We start from the raw sequence: 16546 nt of genomic DNA, 5'->3' as shown, positions 1-16546 counted from the left end.
TCGCTCCTCGGGGCTTCGCCCCTCGTCCCGACAGACACACCGCCGCCATTCTCATCCTGATTGTCGGCAATTCTCACCCTGATTGTCGCGCAGCAGCCGGAACAATGCAATTGAACGAGCAGCCCTGAACCGCCCCGGGACTGCCGGAGGCCATTTGGTTTAAGTTACGCCGCCATGGAGACGTCGTCCAGCATGGCATAATATCGTTCTTCGGCTTCGGCGGGCGGGATATTGCCGATGGGCTCCAGCAGCCGCCTGTTGTTGAACCAGTCGACCCATTCGAGCGTGGCATATTCGACAGCTTCAAAGGATCGCCACGGACCTCGCCGATGGATCACCTCGGCCTTGTAAAGGCCATTGATCGTCTCGGCCAAGGCGTTGTCATAACTGTCGCCGACACTCCCGACCGACGGCTCGATCCCGGCCTCGGCGAGGCGCTCGGTATATTTGATCGATACATATTGGCTGCCGCGATCGCTGTGGTGGATCAGCCCGCCACGGTGGGCAGGTCGGCGATCGTGGATGGCCTGCTCGAGGGCATCCAGGACGAAGCTTGCATGCGCCGTCCTGCTGACCCGCCAACCGACGATATAGCGGGCATAAACGTCGATGACGAAGGCCACATAAACGAAGCCCGCCCATGTCGCGACATAGGTAAAGTCCGACACCCAGAGCATGTTGGGCGCCGGTGCATGGAACTGCCGGTTCACCTGATCGAGCGGGCAAGGCGCGGTTTTGTCGCTGATCGTCGTGCGCACCGGCTTGCCCCGGATTACACCCTGCAAGCCCAGGTCGCGCATCAGCCGCTCGATGGTGCATCGCGCGACGGCGAAGCCCTCGCGGTTCATCTGTCGCCAGACCTTGCGCACCCCGTAAACGCCGAAGTTCTCCGCAAAAACGCGGACCACCTCGGGCTTGAGGTCCTGATCGCGCCGGGCACGATCTGACAGCCGCTCTGGGTCCCGTCGCTGAGCGACACGCTCGTGGTAAGTGGATGGGGCGATCGGCAGAACCCGGCAGATCGGCTCGACCCCATAAACCTCACGATGCTCGTCAATGAAGGCAATCATCGCCTGAACGGGCGGTCGAGCTCCGCCTGGGCAAAATATGCTGACGCCTTGCGCAGGATCTCGTTGGCCTGCCGCAACTCGCGGTTCTCGCGCTCAAGGGACTTGAGGCGATCAGCCATCTCGGTCGGCACACCGGCGCGCTTGCCGCTGTCGACCTCGACCTTCTTCACCCACTCATGAAGCGTCTGCGGAACGCAGCCGATCTTCGCCGCGATCGACACAATGGCTGCCCACCGTGATGGATGATCGCCTTCGTGATCCAGCACCATCCGTACCGCACGTGCGCGAACCTCAGGTGCGAATTTGTTCGTTGTCTTACTCATCACAGGCCCTTCCTCTCAGGAGTTAGGGCCTCCGGCAATCCCGGGGCGGTTCACATCCTGCACGAACCGGCGGCGCCATTTGCCGACCGTATGTTCATGGACACCAAGGCGTTCGGCCACCTCCTTGCTCTGAAGCCCCTCTGAACACATCAGGATCATTCGGCAGCGATCCGATAGCGATCGAGGTGCCCTGTGGCGGCGAACCTGGCCTTCGAGAAAGCTCCGATCCTCGCCGCTCAACACAAACAAATCTGCCTGTCTGCCCACCATCGCCCAAACTCCACTCCTATCACCGGCGGAGCTTATACAATGATGCTTACTTCAGTTCCAGATGACTAGGTCATCATGTTCGGCGTGGCTGGCGTAGTCCGCCCTTCGAAACAGGACCGATATCGCCCGCAGATCGGCAGCCACGCCCCCATTCTGATGGAAGAAGCGGTCCGATCAGCGTTCATTCCTCATCCGAAACCCCAATCTGTTCGCCCAAGTCTGCCTCCCAAAAAGCAGCCTTGAATCAACCGGGAGTCACCCAGTCAAGCTTTGTCTCGAAGCCTAATCTGCGCTTGCAGAAACCGCCTTAACTTGACTATTCCTGGCGAATTCCACCGATCCTCGCGCGTGACAAAGAAGTAACCACCTATTACCGCTTGCTGACTGCCGGGTAGTTGCAGTTCGACCAATGTACCGTTTGCAAGGTCCTTTCCGACCAGATAAGTGCTCGCAATAGCCACGCCTCGGCCTATCCGCGCCGCTGCGATCGTCAAATGCGCGTGCCAAAGCAGGGGGCCGGGCAGACGCTCAGGTACTTCAACGCCATTGAGCTTGAACCAGGCGCGCCATTGCTCATGGTGCTCCTCGTGGAGTAATGGGCCATTTGCCAGTTCCGAAATGTGCCGCAACGCAGAGAGTTCGATCGCGAGTTCCGGATTCGCGACGATCAGGAATGGCGGTCGTGCCAATTCAACGAACCGAAGCCCCTTTCCGCCCGGACTGGGTAAGTAGCTGTCGCCGTAGAACCTTATGTCGATATCCGCCTCGTGCATGACAAGATTTGCGGTGTCGTCAGTGGGCCGCATCTCTATAGTCAGCTCAGGGCATTGTTGCTCAAAGTCCGCCAGTTGCTCTGAAAGCCACTGGGCGGCAAAGCCAGGAACGCACCACAGCCGAAGGTAGCGTTCATCATCCTTGTGTAAAACCTGAGCAGTGGCAGATGCGAGTTCGATCATGCCCGCCGAGATACGGGAGTGATAGCTTTCACCGACTTCGGTAAACACCAACCTACCTCCAAGTCGATGAAACAGGGAAACGCCAAGCCATTCTTCCAAGAAGCGGATGTGCCTGCTGACGACGGTATGGTCGAGGTTCAGCCAGGCAGCCGCATGTCGTACACCACCAAGGCGGCCCACGGCCTCAAACGCTCTTAAGGCGGCAAATGGAGGAAACGCCTTGGAGTGCAATAGGCTAGGGGGCTGACTTGCTTGATCTCGGGTGTTCATGATCCCTCGTCATAACCGGAACGCTCCAGCCAACACCTCTCATCCCGAGTAAGGCTCGCCTGCGTTGACGCTCGGCTACTGGTGCGCCCAGTGCACCACACGTGCGGATTTCTGATGTCGGAGTCAAGCACGCCTTGCGGTAAGCCGTGCCGATCGCGCGGAGCGTTCCGGTGGCCACAGCCCTAACAATTAGAGCAAAAATCCTTAACCCAAAGCTTCTGAGTTAGAAAAATTATTGTACGCGAGTTTGTATATGAAAAAACTAAATTTCCAACTGGAAAGAAAATATAATTCTCCGATGAGGGAGGAAGAAACATTTATATATACTTTGATAGTTGATTTAGAGGTTAGTCGATACAATGCCATGTTATCAAAAGATTATAAGGTTCTTAATAATATATTGTCAGATGACATGCATTATATGCATTCAAACGCAACTTCGGATAGCAAGGACGAGTATATAACCAAAATCTCTAGTGGACAGCTCCGTTATCTTAGCATCAATGCATCTAACGTAGATATACAGGTATGTGGCGATCACGCGCTCGTCCTCGGTCATCTGCGTGCCGAGGTCGTTTCAGACGGCAAGCCGCGGATTCTTGACTGCAAATTCATCGCGGTTTGGAGCTTCGAAGGCGAGACGTGGCGGTTCAAGGCTTTTGCGCCCACGCCCATACCAACAGTCACCTAGGCGATAGCTGGCGGTCCCCCTGCGTGCACTCGCCCGCCAGAACGTTAGCAATGCCGCGGCAGAAATCGCTTAAGTTGCTGCAATCACTCGAAACCGATTTTACGTACTAATTGGCATAAGTCGGGAAAGGACAGCCCTTCGGCAAGCTCAGGGCTAACGGTTCAATCCAATCAGGATGGACTCTACCCGGATTTCAGCTCCGCGTTGAGCCGTAGGCTCGCCCGCCAGAACAGGATGGCCGGCACCAGCCCCAGCCAGGCCGCGCCATAGAGCACCCAGCGCACGCTGTCCTCGCCCGCCATCGGCCGGAAGGCGTCGGATAGCATGCCGAAGAAGAGCGGGCCGAGCCCCAGCCCGATCAGATTCTGTGCGAACAGCATCACCGCGCTCGCCATCGCGCGCGCCTCCGGCCGCACCAACCCCTGCACGCAGGCAAAGGTCGGCCCGTAATAAACGGAGTTAAGCGCGGTCGGCAGAATCAGGAGCGCGATCGACAAGCGCCAATCGGTCACCCAATAGCCCATGAACAGGAACGGCGTGGCGATCGCCATGCCTACCGCCGGGCCGGTCAGGATATGGCGCTTGTCGCGCTGTCCGAAACGGTCGGCGAGCATCCCGCCTAACCAGATTCCGACCATGCTCGCAAGGCCCATCATGATGCCCAGTAGCAATCCCGTCTCGCCCGGCGACAGGCCGTGGCTGCGAATGAACAGGATCACCACCCATACCCCCTTTCCGAAGGCGAGAAAACCGGTGATTGACGCGGCTAGAGCCAACAGCAGGAAGGCGCGCGAGCTGAAAATCTCCCTTAGCGCCTCTGTCGCGGGCAGCGCTGGCGGTCGCTGCACGGCGTACGCGGACATCTGCCCGCCAAAGCGCGGGTCGCGGATCAGCTTCGGCACGATGAGTGCCATCACTATTCCCGGCACGCCCACGATCATGAAGGCTACGCGCCAACCGAAGGCGTCGGCCAGCGTGCCGCCAATAGCGAGCCCTAACAGGCTACCGATCGGAAGGCCGAGGCCGTAGAAGGAAACGGCGGAGGATCGCTTTTCTGGCGGAACGCTGTCGGCGATCAGCGAAAACGCCGCCGGCGTGCAACCCGCTTCACCCACGCCGACACCGATACGCGCAGCGAGAAGTTGCCCGAAATTCTGCGTCAGTCCGCATAGCACCGTCATCCCCGACCAGATGGCGAGCGCGATCGAGATGAGCGAGGCGCGGTTGCTACTCGGCTTGTCGGCCCAGCGCGCGATGGGGATGCCGAGGATGCTATAGAAAAGCGCAAAAGCAAGCCCGGTCATCAGGCCGATAGCGGTGTCGCTCAATTGCAGATCGTTCTTGATCGGCTCGGCGAGGATGTTGACGATCTGCCGGTCGAGGAAATTGAGGATATAGACTGCCATCAGCGTCCATAGCATCAGGCGGACGCGCCGGCTGCTGCCGTCAGTCGATATCGCCGGTGGCATCGTCATCCCATTTCCGTCGCTCATCTGCCTCTCCCATATGTCATTAGTGTAGACCGCGCGATAAGCTGCCACTGGCGTCAAGGGTGCCGGAAAAGCCCTTCCGTGCAGTTGTAGGCACGGCGGCTGAAGCGACCCGACCCGGCACGAAAGGCTAGCCGACCGCCGCGATCGTCCGGGCAAGGCGGTCCCTGATCTCGACAATCTGATCGACTTCCACGATCAGAGGTGGCGACAGCGCGATGATGTCGCCAGTGACGCGGATCAGCATCCCTTCGTCGAAGCAGCGGTGGAATATCTCCAGCGCCCTCCTGCCCGGAGCGTCCTTGCGCGATTCCAGCTCGATGCCTGCGACCAAGCCGATGGTGCGTATGTCACGCACCCCCGGCGCCGAGACGAGGCCATGGATTGCCTCTTCCCACGCCGATGCCAAATCTGCGGAGCGGGCGAAAAGGGCATCGTTCGCGTAGACTTCGAGCGCGGCGATGCCGGCTGCGGCGGCGAGCGGGTGGCCCGAATAGGTGTAGCCGTGAAAGAATTCGATGCCTGGCGCTTCGGCATCGGCGACCACCGCGTCGTGGATGGCGCGGTTTGCGACCACCGCGCCCATCGGCACCGCGCCGTTGGTCAGCCCCTTGGCGCATGTGAGGATGTCGGGCGTAACGCCGAACGCCTCGGCCGCCGTGGCGGCACCGAGCCGTCCGAACCCGGTGATGACCTCATCGAAGATCAGCACGATGCCATGCCGGCGCGTAATGTCGCGCAGCTGCTGCAGATAGCCGCGCGGCGGGATCAGCACGCCGGTGGAACCCGCCACCGGTTCCACGATCACTGCCGCGATCGTCTCCGCCCCGTGGAGTGCGATCAACCGCTCCAGTTCGCCCGCCATGTCCTCGTTCGTAACGGGCTGGCCACGCGTGAAGGCGTCCGTCTCGCGATAAGTGTGACCGAGGTGATCCACACCCCAGATCTGCGCGCCGAACGCACGCCTGTTGCCACCGATGCCGCCGACGGCGGTGCCGCCGAAGTTGGTGCCGTGATAGCCGCGCTCTCGCCCGATGAGCCGCATTCGGCCAGCTTGCCCACGCGCCCGTTGGTAGGCGAGCGCCATCTTCAGCGCCGTGTCGGCAGCCTCCGACCCGCTGTTGGTGAAGAAGACGTGGTCGAGGCCCGGCGGCATGATGCTGGCCAGCCGCTCGGCAAGCTCGAACGCTTTGGGGTGGCCAAGCTGAAAGGTCGGTGCGAAGTCCAGCACCTCTGCCTGCTTGCGAATGGCGTCGGTGATATGTTTGCGGCCGTGTCCGGCGTTGACGCACCACAGCCCCGCCGTGGCGTCCAACACCGGTTGCCCGCCCAGGGTGCGATAATACATGCCCGACGCGGCGCCCAGCATGCGGGGCTCGCGTTTGAACGCCCGATTGTCGGTGAATGGCATCCAGAAGGCGGCTAGGCTCGGTGGCGTGTCTGTTTGCATGTGCGTGTGGCCTTTCTTTCCGCGGTTATTCGCGAACGTCCGGGCGCCGGGAAGGTGCGAATATCCGCCTCGCCGGTGCATGCCGTGCACCGGCGAGGCGCGGGGGCGGCTCAGCGACATCTGGCGCGCGGGCCTCCCTCTGCAGATATTGCCGTAAGGCGCGCCACTGCTCGTCGTGCGCCTCGGGCAAGCGCGCTTCCAACAGCACCGAGCCTGATCAACCCCGCACAGGTGCGTTGTGGTATGCCTCGCCTGCTCCCCTAAGATCAGGCTGCCGACGGTTCGATGGAACAGCGGCGCGCCAAGCCACTCCTCCTGAGTGGATACATCGGCTCACGACACCATGTCCGGCGCTGCGCATAGCATCTGCGATGGTGCATTCAGCGCACCGTTCGTGACTCTTTATGACACTATCCGCACGATTCGCCGTGACGTACCGTCTTGCTTTCATAACAAAACAACAAAATAATAGGGAGTAGTGCAATGAATTGTCTTGGTTATGTTTTCGCATACGCGATCGACCGTTGCATCACGCAGTCGCTTCACCGTCGCGGTCGGTGGGCGGGCTGGCTCCGGAGCGGGACGGCGACGCTCGTCATCGGCGCGGCTCTGGCACCCTTGGCAGCGCAGGCCCAGATCGCACCGTCCGCGACGACCGATCCGGCCGCGCCGGAGGCAAAAGCGGCTGAGGATGACACCGCTGCATCATCGCAAATTGTCGTCACCGCCAGCCGCCTGGACCGACGCGACGTGCCGACGCCGGTGCTGAACATCGACGCCGCCCAACTCGCGGAAGCTTCGCGACCCAACTTCATTGCCGCGCTGAACGACCTGCCGCAGTTTAAGGCGAGCTGGTCGCCGCAGGTCACGGGCAGCTCCTTCTCCGCCGGCAGCTATTCTGTCGACCTTCGCGGGCTCGGCACCGCGCGGAGCCTTGTTCTGGTCAACGGGCGCCGGCTGGTCAGCGGCTTCACCAATGGCCTCCAAGGACCCGATCTCGCGATCATTCCCGCGATCCTGGTCGACCGCGTGGACGTCGTCACGGGCAGCGCCTCGGCCACATGGGGCTCGGGCGCGGTCGCTGGCGTAGTAAACGTCATCCTCAATGATCGGCTCGAAGGTTTCCGCGTGGGCGCGCGCGCCGGCATCTCGGACCGCGGCGACGTATCAGAGCGGCAGCTGGAGGCCGCGGCCGGTTTCTCTTTCGCCGGCGGGCGCGGGCATTTCATCGTGGGCGGTGAATACGTCGATAATGACGGCGCCACGCCGCGCTCGAGCCGCGCCAATGTCGGTCGCTGGGCTACAGTCAGCAACCCGAACTACACGACCACGAACGGCCAGCAGCCGTTCATCTTCGCTCCCAACGTGGGCTTTGCCAATGCGAGTCTGGGCGGCCTCATCCTGTCGGGGGTCAACGCGGGGCGCACGTTCAATCCGGATGGCACGACGCGCCCGTTCAATTTTGGCCGCGTTGTGGCCACAACGTCGATTGGCGGAGAGGGCCCAAGCAACGACGACTACGCCTCCCTCGTCGCGCCTTCGACGAGGTACAGCGCGCTAGCTCGCATGAGCTATGAGTTGAGCGATGCGGTCACCTGGTCGGCCGACGTGCTGTACTCGCGCACCTTCAGCGACTTCGCCTTCCTCCCCGACCCATCACGCGGCAACATCGTCATCCAGCGTGATAACGCTTTCCTGCCGCAGGTCATCCGCGACCAGATGGTCGCCGCAGGCGAGACGAGTTTCACTTTCGGACGCGTCAACGCCGACTTTGCGCGACAGCAGAACGATTATCGCCGTCGGAGCATCCAAGCGACCATGGCACTTGACGGCAAGCTGGGCGATAGTCTCCGCTGGAACGCCTTTTACAGCCATGCACAGTTCAACGAGGCAAACGATCTGCGCAATCTGCGACGCACCGCCAACTTCGCGCTTGCGGTAGATTCGGTACGTGATCCGGTGACCAATGCGCCGATCTGCCGCGTGGCATTGACCGTTGCGAACTCGGGCTGCGTGCCCATTAACCTGTTTGGCGAGGGTGCCCCCTCACAGCAGGCTCGCGACTATGTTCTAGGCACGGGTCAACTGCGGCAACGGGCGACGCTCGACAACGGCGGCCTGAGTTTGCGCGGCGAACCGTTCGAAACATGGGCTGGCCCGGTCTCGTTTGCGCTCGGCATCGAGGGGCGGCGGGAGACGGTGCGTCAGACGGCAGGCGAGCTTGATCGCGCAAAAGCGTTCTCGTTCAACAACTTCCCCGAGCTACGTGGCGCCAACACGACCAAGGAAGCCTTCGGTGAAGTGCTCATCCCGCTGCTGAGCGACGTTCCCGGTTTCCAATCCCTCAAGTTTAACGGTGCCGCGCGTTTCACCGACGATCGCACCGGCTCCATCTGGAGCTGGAAGCTGGGCCTAATTAATCAGGTGACCACCGGCGTGGAGCTGAGAGCAACCTACTCGCGTGACATCAGATCGCCGAACCTGCTCGAACTGTACTCCGGACAAGTTCTGACCCTCCTCAACATCATCGATCCGCAACGCAATAATGACACTTATCAGATCCGCAGCTTCGCCGGTGGTAATCCGAACCTAGTTCCCGAGACGTCGAAAACCACGACCGCCGGCATTACGCTGTCGCCGCGGTTCATTCCCAACCTCACAATATCGGTTGACTATTTCAACATCAACATCGCCAACTCGATCGGTACGATCAGTCAGCAGCAGATCATCAACCTTTGTCAACAGGGCAATCAATCGCTCTGCGGTAGCATCGTGCGCGATTCTACTACCGGACTTATAACGCAGATCTCGGCTAGCCAGCTGAACTTCACGCGGCTGATCACGCGCGGGCTCGACGTCGCGCTGAGCTATCGCGTGCCGCTCGGCGGCACCTCCAGCCTTGCGCTGCGCAGCAACTTGACCTCAACGTGGAAGTACGAAACCGACAACGGCCTTACCGTTGTCGACTATCTCGGTTCGCAGGGTTCGATCGCCTCGCTGGGCGTGCCGAAGTTGGTGGTGAATACGGCGCTCAGCTACGAAGATGACACGGCGCAATTCACAATTCGCAACCGCTTCCTCTCGGCGGGCGTCAACAACGTGACCGTGGCAATCGAGAATAATCGCATCCCCGCTTACGCCTATTTCGACTTGGGCGCGCGTGTGACGGTGCACGCCGGTGAGCGATCGCAGTTTCAGCTCTTCGCCAACGTCAACAACCTGCTGGACAAGGACCCGCCGATCTCGTCTGCCTTCACTCCGTACTACGACGTGGTCGGCCGCTACTTCATCGCCGGCGCTTCGGTGCGGTTCTGATCGGCGCGGCGTGAGCGGTGACTTGGATTGAAGGATAGAAGACGCATGAAGTTCCTGATCGCCGGCTTCTCTCACGAGACCAACACCTTCTCTCCCGTCGAGACGCCGCTTGGCCGCTTCTGCCTTGATGGGCGTAACCTGCTGGGTGGCGAAGCGGCACTGAAGCTCTTTCGCGGCACCGAGACCAGCGTTGGCGGCTTCATCGCCGTCGCCGAGCGGGCTAACGCCGCGATCGAGCTTCCTGTCGCCGCCTTTGCGCCGCCCAGTCGTCGCGTAAGCAGTGAGGCCTACGAGGCCATCGCCGAGGAGATACTCGGGCCGCTGCGGACGACCCGGTTTGACGGGCTCATGCTGGCGCTGCACGGTGCAATGGTGGTGGAGGACGCTGATGATGGCGAGGGGGAGCTGCTCGCCCGCATCCGCGCGATCGCGCCCGATGTGCCGATCGCGCTCGCGCTCGACATGCACGCCAACGTATCGCAGCAAATGGTGGACCTCGCGACCGTCATCACCGGTTATCACGAATACCCCCATACTGACATGGCGGAAACCGCGGTGCGCGCGGGCGAGATTCTGCTCGCCACTATTGCGGGCGAGAAGGCGCCTGTGATCACCTGGGGCTCGGTCCCCATGCTGCCCCACACGATGAACGAGGGGACGTTTGAGGCTCCCAACGGCCCTCTCCAGGGGAAGGCGGCGCGATGGGAAGGGGAGGGTCGCGCGCTCGCCGCCAGCGTGTTCACTGGGTTTAACCTAGCCGACGTGCCCGACGCGGCGCTGAGCGTCGTCGTCGTCACGGACGGCGATTCCGTGGGCGCGAAGGCAATGACGGACGAGCTGCTGACCGACGCCTGGGCGGCGCGCGCCGACTTCTCCTTTGAGTCGGAGCCGTTGGCGGACAGCGTGGCACGCGCCAAGCAGCTGGCAAGCGATAAGGGACCGGTCTTCCTGCTCGACCATTGCGACAACAGCGCTTCGGGCGGCACGATGGACACCACGGCAGTGCTAGCCGAGATCATCGCGCAGGAGCTGGACGACGCGGTGTTCTTCGGCATCTACGATCCCGAGGCGGTGGAGGCTGCGATGGCCGCGGGTGTCGGGGCCCCCTTCGACCGGGACGTGGGCGGCAAATATGCGATGCCGGCTATCAAGACGCCCAGCCCGGCGCTGCGCCTGAAGGGCACCGTGCGCACACTGTCGGACGGCGTCGTGCACAGCACGTCAAAGGCGACCTTTGGACTTCGCATGTCGATCGGCCATGCCGTCGTGGTCGACACCGGGCGCGTCGAGGTGGTGCTGGTGTCCAAGCATGTCGAACCCTATGGCATCGACCTGCTCACGACCGTCGGCATCGACCCGAGGCGTCGCAAGTTCGTCGCATTAAAGAGCCGCCATCATTGGCGTACCGATCTGGGGGAGCTCGCTGCCGCCGTCGTCAACTGCGCGGGGCAAGGCGTCTGTACCTCCGACTATGATGCGCTTGAGTTCCATCGTCTTCGCCGCCCGATCTACCCGATCGATCCGGATGTGACGTGGTCTGCGCAGCCGCTTGGCGACATGACATTGAAGGGAGAGCGGGCGTGAAAGCATTTGCGACACTATTGGCGATCGGCAGCATGATCCTCGCTGCCGCCACCCCAGTCGGCGCGCAGCAGGCCGATCCGCGCTTCGGCGACGGCGGCACCTCGCCTTTCTACACGTGGGCGCGTCCGGTGCCGGCGCCAGGCACGCTGCTTCGGCAGCAGCCGCTGCCGAATGAACTGCTGCTGTCCGAGGCGGGCCGGGGCGCCCGCATCCTCTACAGCTCCACCGACGGAATAGGCGGGCGGGAGCGGATCGCGGTGTCGGGTGCGTATTTCACGCCCAAGGGCAAGCCGCCCAAGGGTGGTTGGCCGCTAATCGTTTGGGCGCACGGCACGGTCGGACTAGCCGATGTGTGTGCGCCCTCCTGGGCTGGACGATCGGAACGCGACATCCGCTATCTGAACAGCTGGTTAGAACAAGGCTTCGCAGTGGTCGCCAGCGACTATCAGGGCCTGGGCACGCCGGGACCGCACGCGTACATGGTCACGCGGCCCGAAGCCTACAGCATGCTCGACAGCGCGCGCGCGGCGGTGCGTAGTCAGCGGAATCTGTCGGGTAAGGTCATCCTTCTCGGCCAGTCGCAGGGCGCGAGTGCAGCATTCGCCGCTGCCGGCTTCGCCGCCGACTATGCCCCCGACCTCGACATCCGCGGCGCCGTCACCACCGGAACGCCCTACGTCTCGGCTAATGATCCGGAGGCGACCAGCCGGGGTGGCGACCCCAACCGCGTCGACCCGGCCATCGCCTATACCTATTACCTGACCCTTACGGTGCAGCAGACGCGGCCAGAGATCACCGACGGCGACATCTACACCGAGCGCGCCGCGCCGCTGATCGAACAGGCGCGCACGATGTGCATCAAGCCGCTGGTGGCGGCCGTCACCGCGGCGGGGCTGACCCGCGCGAATGCGATGCGGCCGGACATCGACAAGGCGCGCATCTACGGACCGCTCCTCCCCTCGTTGCTCTACCCGACGCTAAAGCTTCCGGTGCCAATCTTCATGGCCATCGGGGCGGCCGATCGCGACGTGGCCCCGGCCGGACAGCTACGGCTGGCTCACGAAGCGTGCGACGCCGGCACGGTCGTGGAAGCGCATCTGTACGACGGGCTGGACCATGCGGCGACGGTGAACGGGTCGCTGAAGGACAGCGTGCCATTCGTTCGCCGCGTACTGGCCGGTCAGCCGATCGCGCCGCGCTGTGTACCTGCGGTCGAAGCGCCGGCATCGGACCCGGCCCGGAGTGGACCGGGTGATCCGGACATGGGCAAGGATGCGCTGGAACCGCGACCGATCGCCCTGGACGAGCAGGCGCGGAGCCTCTTCCTACCCGGAAAGGGTTATGACCTCACCTACGAAGGTCAATCGTACCGCGTGTTCGTGAACGTGCCGCCCGACGCCGCGCCGCCGGAAGGGTTTCCCATGCTTGTTATGCTGGACGGCAATGTCACTTTCGCCACCGGAGGGCGGGCGGCGAGCAGCAGCGCACAGTGGAAGTTAATAGCACCTGTTTTGGTCGTCGGGGTGGGCTATCCCACCACCGACGGTAAGCAGATTCTGGCGCGACGCGTCAATGACCTGACACCCACACCCGTTACTGATCCGCGTGTTGCCGCGACGCGCCAACCTGGAGTGACCGGCGGCGAGGCGGCACGCTTCCGCCGTTTCCTGACTTTGCGCCTTCCCGAATTCGTGCGATCGCTTGCGCCGATAAACGCCCGCTGCACCACGCTGTACGGCCACTCGCTGGGCGGGCTGTTCGTGGTGGACACGCTGCTGCGAGCGCCGACCACGTACCGCCAGTATTTCGCCTCCTCGCCGTCGCTGTGGAATGATAATTTCGTAGTGCTGAAACAGCAGCCGACATTCGCCGAGCGCCTCGCGCACAGCCCCGATCAGCTCCGCGTCGAGCTGTCGGTCGGTGGCCTGGAGCGCGCCTTCCCCGAGCGCCAGCTGCGCGCGCTGCCGTACCTCGCCAAGATGCCCGATCCCAAGATGGTTGACTCCACCATCGAGCTGGGAAATTGGCTCAAACGCTACGAGGGCCCACATCTTCATTCCAGCTACAAGGTGGTGGAAGGGGAAACGCACATTAGCGTGATGCCCAGCACAATCAGTCGCGCTGTGACGATGGCGTCGGAATGTCAATGACGGCCGGATGGATGGATGGCCGAATGAAATCATGCTCGTGGGCGCGGCTATGTGTGACGCGTAAGCTCCGCACTGACCGTCCTGCGGGGGGAAGGGGGCAGGGCCGACGTGACTGAGCCGGCTGCCGTCGCCGCGAGGCGCCGCGCGCGCGTTCGCGGTCTTCTCCCTGCCAGTGCTGCCGATGGCGGCGATGCACCTGCCGCTGGCTGTGTTCCTTCCGCAATTCTACGCGACGCACATTGCGATGACTTAAGAGGAATATGATCTATGATTCACGATAATTACGCGGACGCGCGCGCCGCATTTCTGGAGGCAGCGAAGGACCGCTCCGCGTCCTTGTCAGAGCACGTCCTCGCCGGCGCGAAGGGTGCGCTGGGCGAGACGCTCACGATGGACGTGGCGGTGGTGGGGGACGCGCGCGCGCCCAAGGCATTGCTGATTGTATCCGGTGAACATGGACTGGAGGGCGCACCCGGCTCCGCCGCGCAGCGTGAGGCCCTGCTGCGTCTGCCCGCGCCGCCCGCCGATGTGAAGATCGTGCTCGCCCACGCGCTCAACCCATGGGGCTTCTCTCACCGCTCGCGCGCGAATGAGGAGAACATCGACGTCAACCGCAATTTCGTAGATTTCAGCCAGCCATACCAGCACAGCGCCGCCTACGACATGGTGTTTCCGATTCTATGCCCCGAGGTATGGACCGACGACGTCGCGGAGCGCACGAGCGAGCAGAGCCAACGCATCCAGCAAGAGCACGGCGCCGGCTTCCTCCTCACCGGCGTTACTGGCGGCCAGCGGCAGCAGCCGACCGGCACGAACTATGGCGGCCTCGCTGCGAGTTGGACGCGACGGACGCTCGAGGCTGTCGTCGCCGAGCATCTCTCCGGTTGCGAGAAGGTGGGCTACATCGACTGGCACAGCGGCTTCGGCGATTATGGCGAGTTGTTCTTCCTGTGCACGCACCCGGCAGGATCGGGAGGTTTGGAGGAGGCGGCGAAATGGTGGGGCCGCGATGCGGTGACCAACAACGGTGCCGCGTTTCAGGGCGCCGACGGCGCACTGCCTAACTGGCAGGGCATGTTCGCGATGGCGCTCCCGCAACTGCTGCCGAACGCCGAGGTCGCCGGGTCGGTGATCGAGTTCGGTACCTTCTCCAACATCGAGGTACGGACCGCAATCATGATCGACCGCTTCCTGCGCTTCGGGCGCGAGAACCGTAGCTCCGCCAGCCATGAAGAACTGCGCGCGCGCATGCTGAACGGGTTCGTTCCGCGTGACCCCGCGTGGGAGGCGAAAATCGTTGAGCGCTCGTTGGTCGCGCATCGTAAGGCGCTTGACGGCGTCGCGGCCTGGTGATCATCGCAGCGGCGGCGTCGCGACCGGCAGGGGTGGCGTGATGGCAATCGAGAGTATCTCCTTCGCCGCGAAGCTCGCGGACCACGCCCGAACCCGGCCCGAACGCCCCGCGGTGACGTGCGGCGACGACGTCCTGACCTATGGCGAGCTTCACCGGCGATCGAACCGCCTGGCGCATGGGCTCCGCAATCTTGGCACCCGGCAAGGCGACCTCGTCAGCGTTGCGCTGCCTAACGGGGTCGATTTCGTGGCAGTATGCCACGCCATCTGGAAGCTCGGCGCGACGCCGCAGCCACTGTCGTTCCGGTTGCCCACGGCCGAACTGGAAGCCATCGTCGCGCTTGGCAAGCCACGGATCGTCGTCGGCGACCCCGCGATGGGGGAGAGGGTGCGGATCACCTCGGTTGACGAGGTCCAGGCGGCGGGCGATGCCGATGTCGATCTGCCCGACGCCGTGGCCGCAGTCGCCAAGGCGCCGACCAGCGGCGGGTCAACCGGACGCCCCAAGCTCATCCTGTCCGGCACGCCCGGGCTAACCCCGGCTGTTACCCCGGAGGTGGGCGATTTCCAGCTGAACGACGGGTCGATCGCGCTGCTGCCGGGACCGCTGTATCACAACGCGCCCTTTACCATGATGATGCTCGCCACGGCCTATGGTGCGCATGTCGTGCTGCTGCCGCGGTTCGATGCCGAGGCGATGCTGCGTGCAATTGCGCGGCACCGCGTCACTTGGGCATGCCTGGTGCCGACGATGATGAGCCGGGCGTGGCGTCTGCCACCGGAGGTTCGCGACTCCTTCGACATCTCGTCGCTACGGACGGTGTGGCACATGGCCGCGCCGTGCCCCGCCTGGCTGAAGGAAGCGTTCGTCGACTGGATTGCGCCCGCAGTGCTCATGGAACTTTACGCCGGCACCGAGGCGATCTCGTCGACGGTCATCTCCGGCGCGGAATGGCTCCAGCATCGCGGATCCGTGGGCCGGGTCGCGGCGGGCGAGATGAAGGTCGTCGGCCCCGACGGCGAGTCGCTGCCACCGGGCGAGGTGGGCGAAATTTACATGCGCCCGGCGTCCCCCGATAGCCTGACCTACCGCTACCTCGGCGCGGAAGCCAAGACGCTGCCCGGCGGGTGGCAGACGCTGGGTGACCTCGGCTGGTTTGACGCCGACGGATATCTCTTCCTGGCGGATCGTCGCAGCGACCTGATCCTGGTCGGCGGCGCGAACGTTTATCCTGCAGAGATAGAGGGCGCGCTGGAAGAACACCCCGCAGTACAGAGCTGCGCCGTGGTCGGCTTGCCCGACGAGGACATGGGCGCGCGCGTGCACGCGATTGTGCAGGTGAATGGCCCAGTGACAGAAGCCGAACTCCTCGCCCACCTCACCGACCGGCTAGTCACCTACAAGGTGCCGCGAAGCTTCGAATTTGTGGACGAGTCGCTGCGCGACGAGGCCGGCAAGGTCCGGCGCATGGCGTTGCGCGACGCGCGGACGTAAGTCAGCAATAGACCGCAGGCCACAAAGCTAGTCACCTGGAACTGAAATGGCGCAAAGCCGTCCTTCTCTTCCAAGAGTCTCAAATGGCAACTTCCAACGAGTTATAACATCGGTGTTCCCGCGAACCCG

At 63.0% G+C, this 16546-nt stretch carries 10 protein-coding genes, 1 pseudogene and 1 other annotated feature; of the genes and pseudogenes, 6 read left to right on the top strand and 5 right to left on the bottom strand.

Annotated features, from left to right (window positions below):
* Nucleotides 1–164: 164 nt before the first annotated feature.
* The 3 genes and pseudogenes from FHR21_RS04025 to FHR21_RS04015 form a co-directional block, all read right to left on the bottom strand.
* Nucleotides 165–1393, bottom strand: a protein-coding gene (locus tag FHR21_RS04025) for an IS3 family transposase (RefSeq protein WP_184095485.1) whose coding sequence is annotated in 2 segments (ribosomal slippage) — nucleotides 165–1105 and nucleotides 1105–1393 — 1230 coding nt in all. Because the reading frame shifts where the segments join, the coding sequence is not laid out codon by codon here.
* Nucleotides 996–1112 (bottom strand) — a sequence feature (AL1L pseudoknot). Its footprint overlaps the gene before it by 117 nt.
* Nucleotides 1394–1447: 54 nt before the next feature.
* A pseudogene (locus FHR21_RS04020) lies at nucleotides 1448–1663 on the bottom strand (helix-turn-helix domain-containing protein); the annotation flags it as partial.
* Nucleotides 1664–1926: 263 nt separating this feature from the next.
* Nucleotides 1927–2889, bottom strand: coding sequence for a LysR substrate-binding domain-containing protein (locus FHR21_RS04015; RefSeq protein ID WP_184095483.1), 963 nt, complete (start codon nucleotides 2887–2889; stop codon nucleotides 1927–1929).
* Nucleotides 2890–3142: 253 nt separating this feature from the next.
* Between FHR21_RS04015 and FHR21_RS21285 the strand changes: the two genes are divergently transcribed.
* The gene (locus FHR21_RS21285; protein WP_184095481.1) at nucleotides 3143–3580 is read left to right on the top strand and encodes a nuclear transport factor 2 family protein; all 438 of its coding nucleotides are present in this window, start codon (nucleotides 3143–3145) and stop codon (nucleotides 3578–3580) included.
* A 182-nt stretch (nucleotides 3581–3762) separates the two neighbouring features.
* Here the strand turns inward: FHR21_RS21285 and FHR21_RS04005 are convergent, their stop codons facing one another.
* A complete protein-coding gene (locus FHR21_RS04005) occupies nucleotides 3763–5073 on the bottom strand; it encodes a spinster family MFS transporter (RefSeq protein WP_338113047.1) in 1311 nt (436 codons plus the stop codon).
* A gap of 127 nt (nucleotides 5074–5200) precedes the next feature.
* The gene (gene aptA, locus FHR21_RS04000; RefSeq protein ID WP_184095479.1) at nucleotides 5201–6520 is read right to left on the bottom strand and encodes an omega-aminotransferase AptA; all 1320 of its coding nucleotides are present in this window, start codon (nucleotides 6518–6520) and stop codon (nucleotides 5201–5203) included.
* Nucleotides 6521–7003: 483 nt separating this feature from the next.
* Between aptA and FHR21_RS03995 the strand changes: the two genes are divergently transcribed.
* The 5 genes from FHR21_RS03995 (at nucleotide 7004) to FHR21_RS03975 (ending at nucleotide 16417) form a co-directional block, all read left to right on the top strand.
* Complete coding sequence (locus FHR21_RS03995; RefSeq protein ID WP_184095477.1) at nucleotides 7004–9835, top strand: TonB-dependent receptor domain-containing protein; 2832 nt, start codon at nucleotides 7004–7006, stop codon at nucleotides 9833–9835.
* A gap of 45 nt (nucleotides 9836–9880) precedes the next feature.
* Nucleotides 9881–11419 carry a M81 family metallopeptidase gene (locus FHR21_RS03990; protein ID WP_184095475.1) on the top strand — a complete coding sequence of 513 codons (1539 nt, stop codon included), beginning with the start codon at nucleotides 9881–9883 and terminating at the stop codon, nucleotides 11417–11419.
* Nucleotides 11416–13569 (top strand): lipase family protein, encoded by a 2154-nt coding sequence (locus FHR21_RS03985; protein WP_184095473.1) that lies wholly within the window; start codon nucleotides 11416–11418, stop codon nucleotides 13567–13569. The genes FHR21_RS03990 and FHR21_RS03985 overlap by 4 nt, the downstream gene beginning before the upstream one ends.
* Before the next feature lie 267 nt (nucleotides 13570–13836).
* Entirely contained in the window at nucleotides 13837–14922 is a 1086-nt protein-coding gene (locus FHR21_RS03980) for a DUF2817 domain-containing protein (RefSeq protein WP_184095472.1), read from the top strand.
* A gap of 40 nt (nucleotides 14923–14962) precedes the next feature.
* Nucleotides 14963–16417 carry an AMP-binding protein gene (locus FHR21_RS03975; protein ID WP_184095470.1) on the top strand — a complete coding sequence of 485 codons (1455 nt, stop codon included), beginning with the start codon at nucleotides 14963–14965 and terminating at the stop codon, nucleotides 16415–16417.
* Nucleotides 16418–16546: the final 129 nt, after the last annotated feature.

The organism is Sphingopyxis panaciterrulae, assembly GCF_014199295.1.
GTDB lineage: Bacteria > Pseudomonadota > Alphaproteobacteria > Sphingomonadales > Sphingomonadaceae > Sphingopyxis > Sphingopyxis panaciterrulae.
Note: the sequence above shows the minus strand (reverse complement) of the source record. Positions and strands in the feature narration are given on the sequence as shown.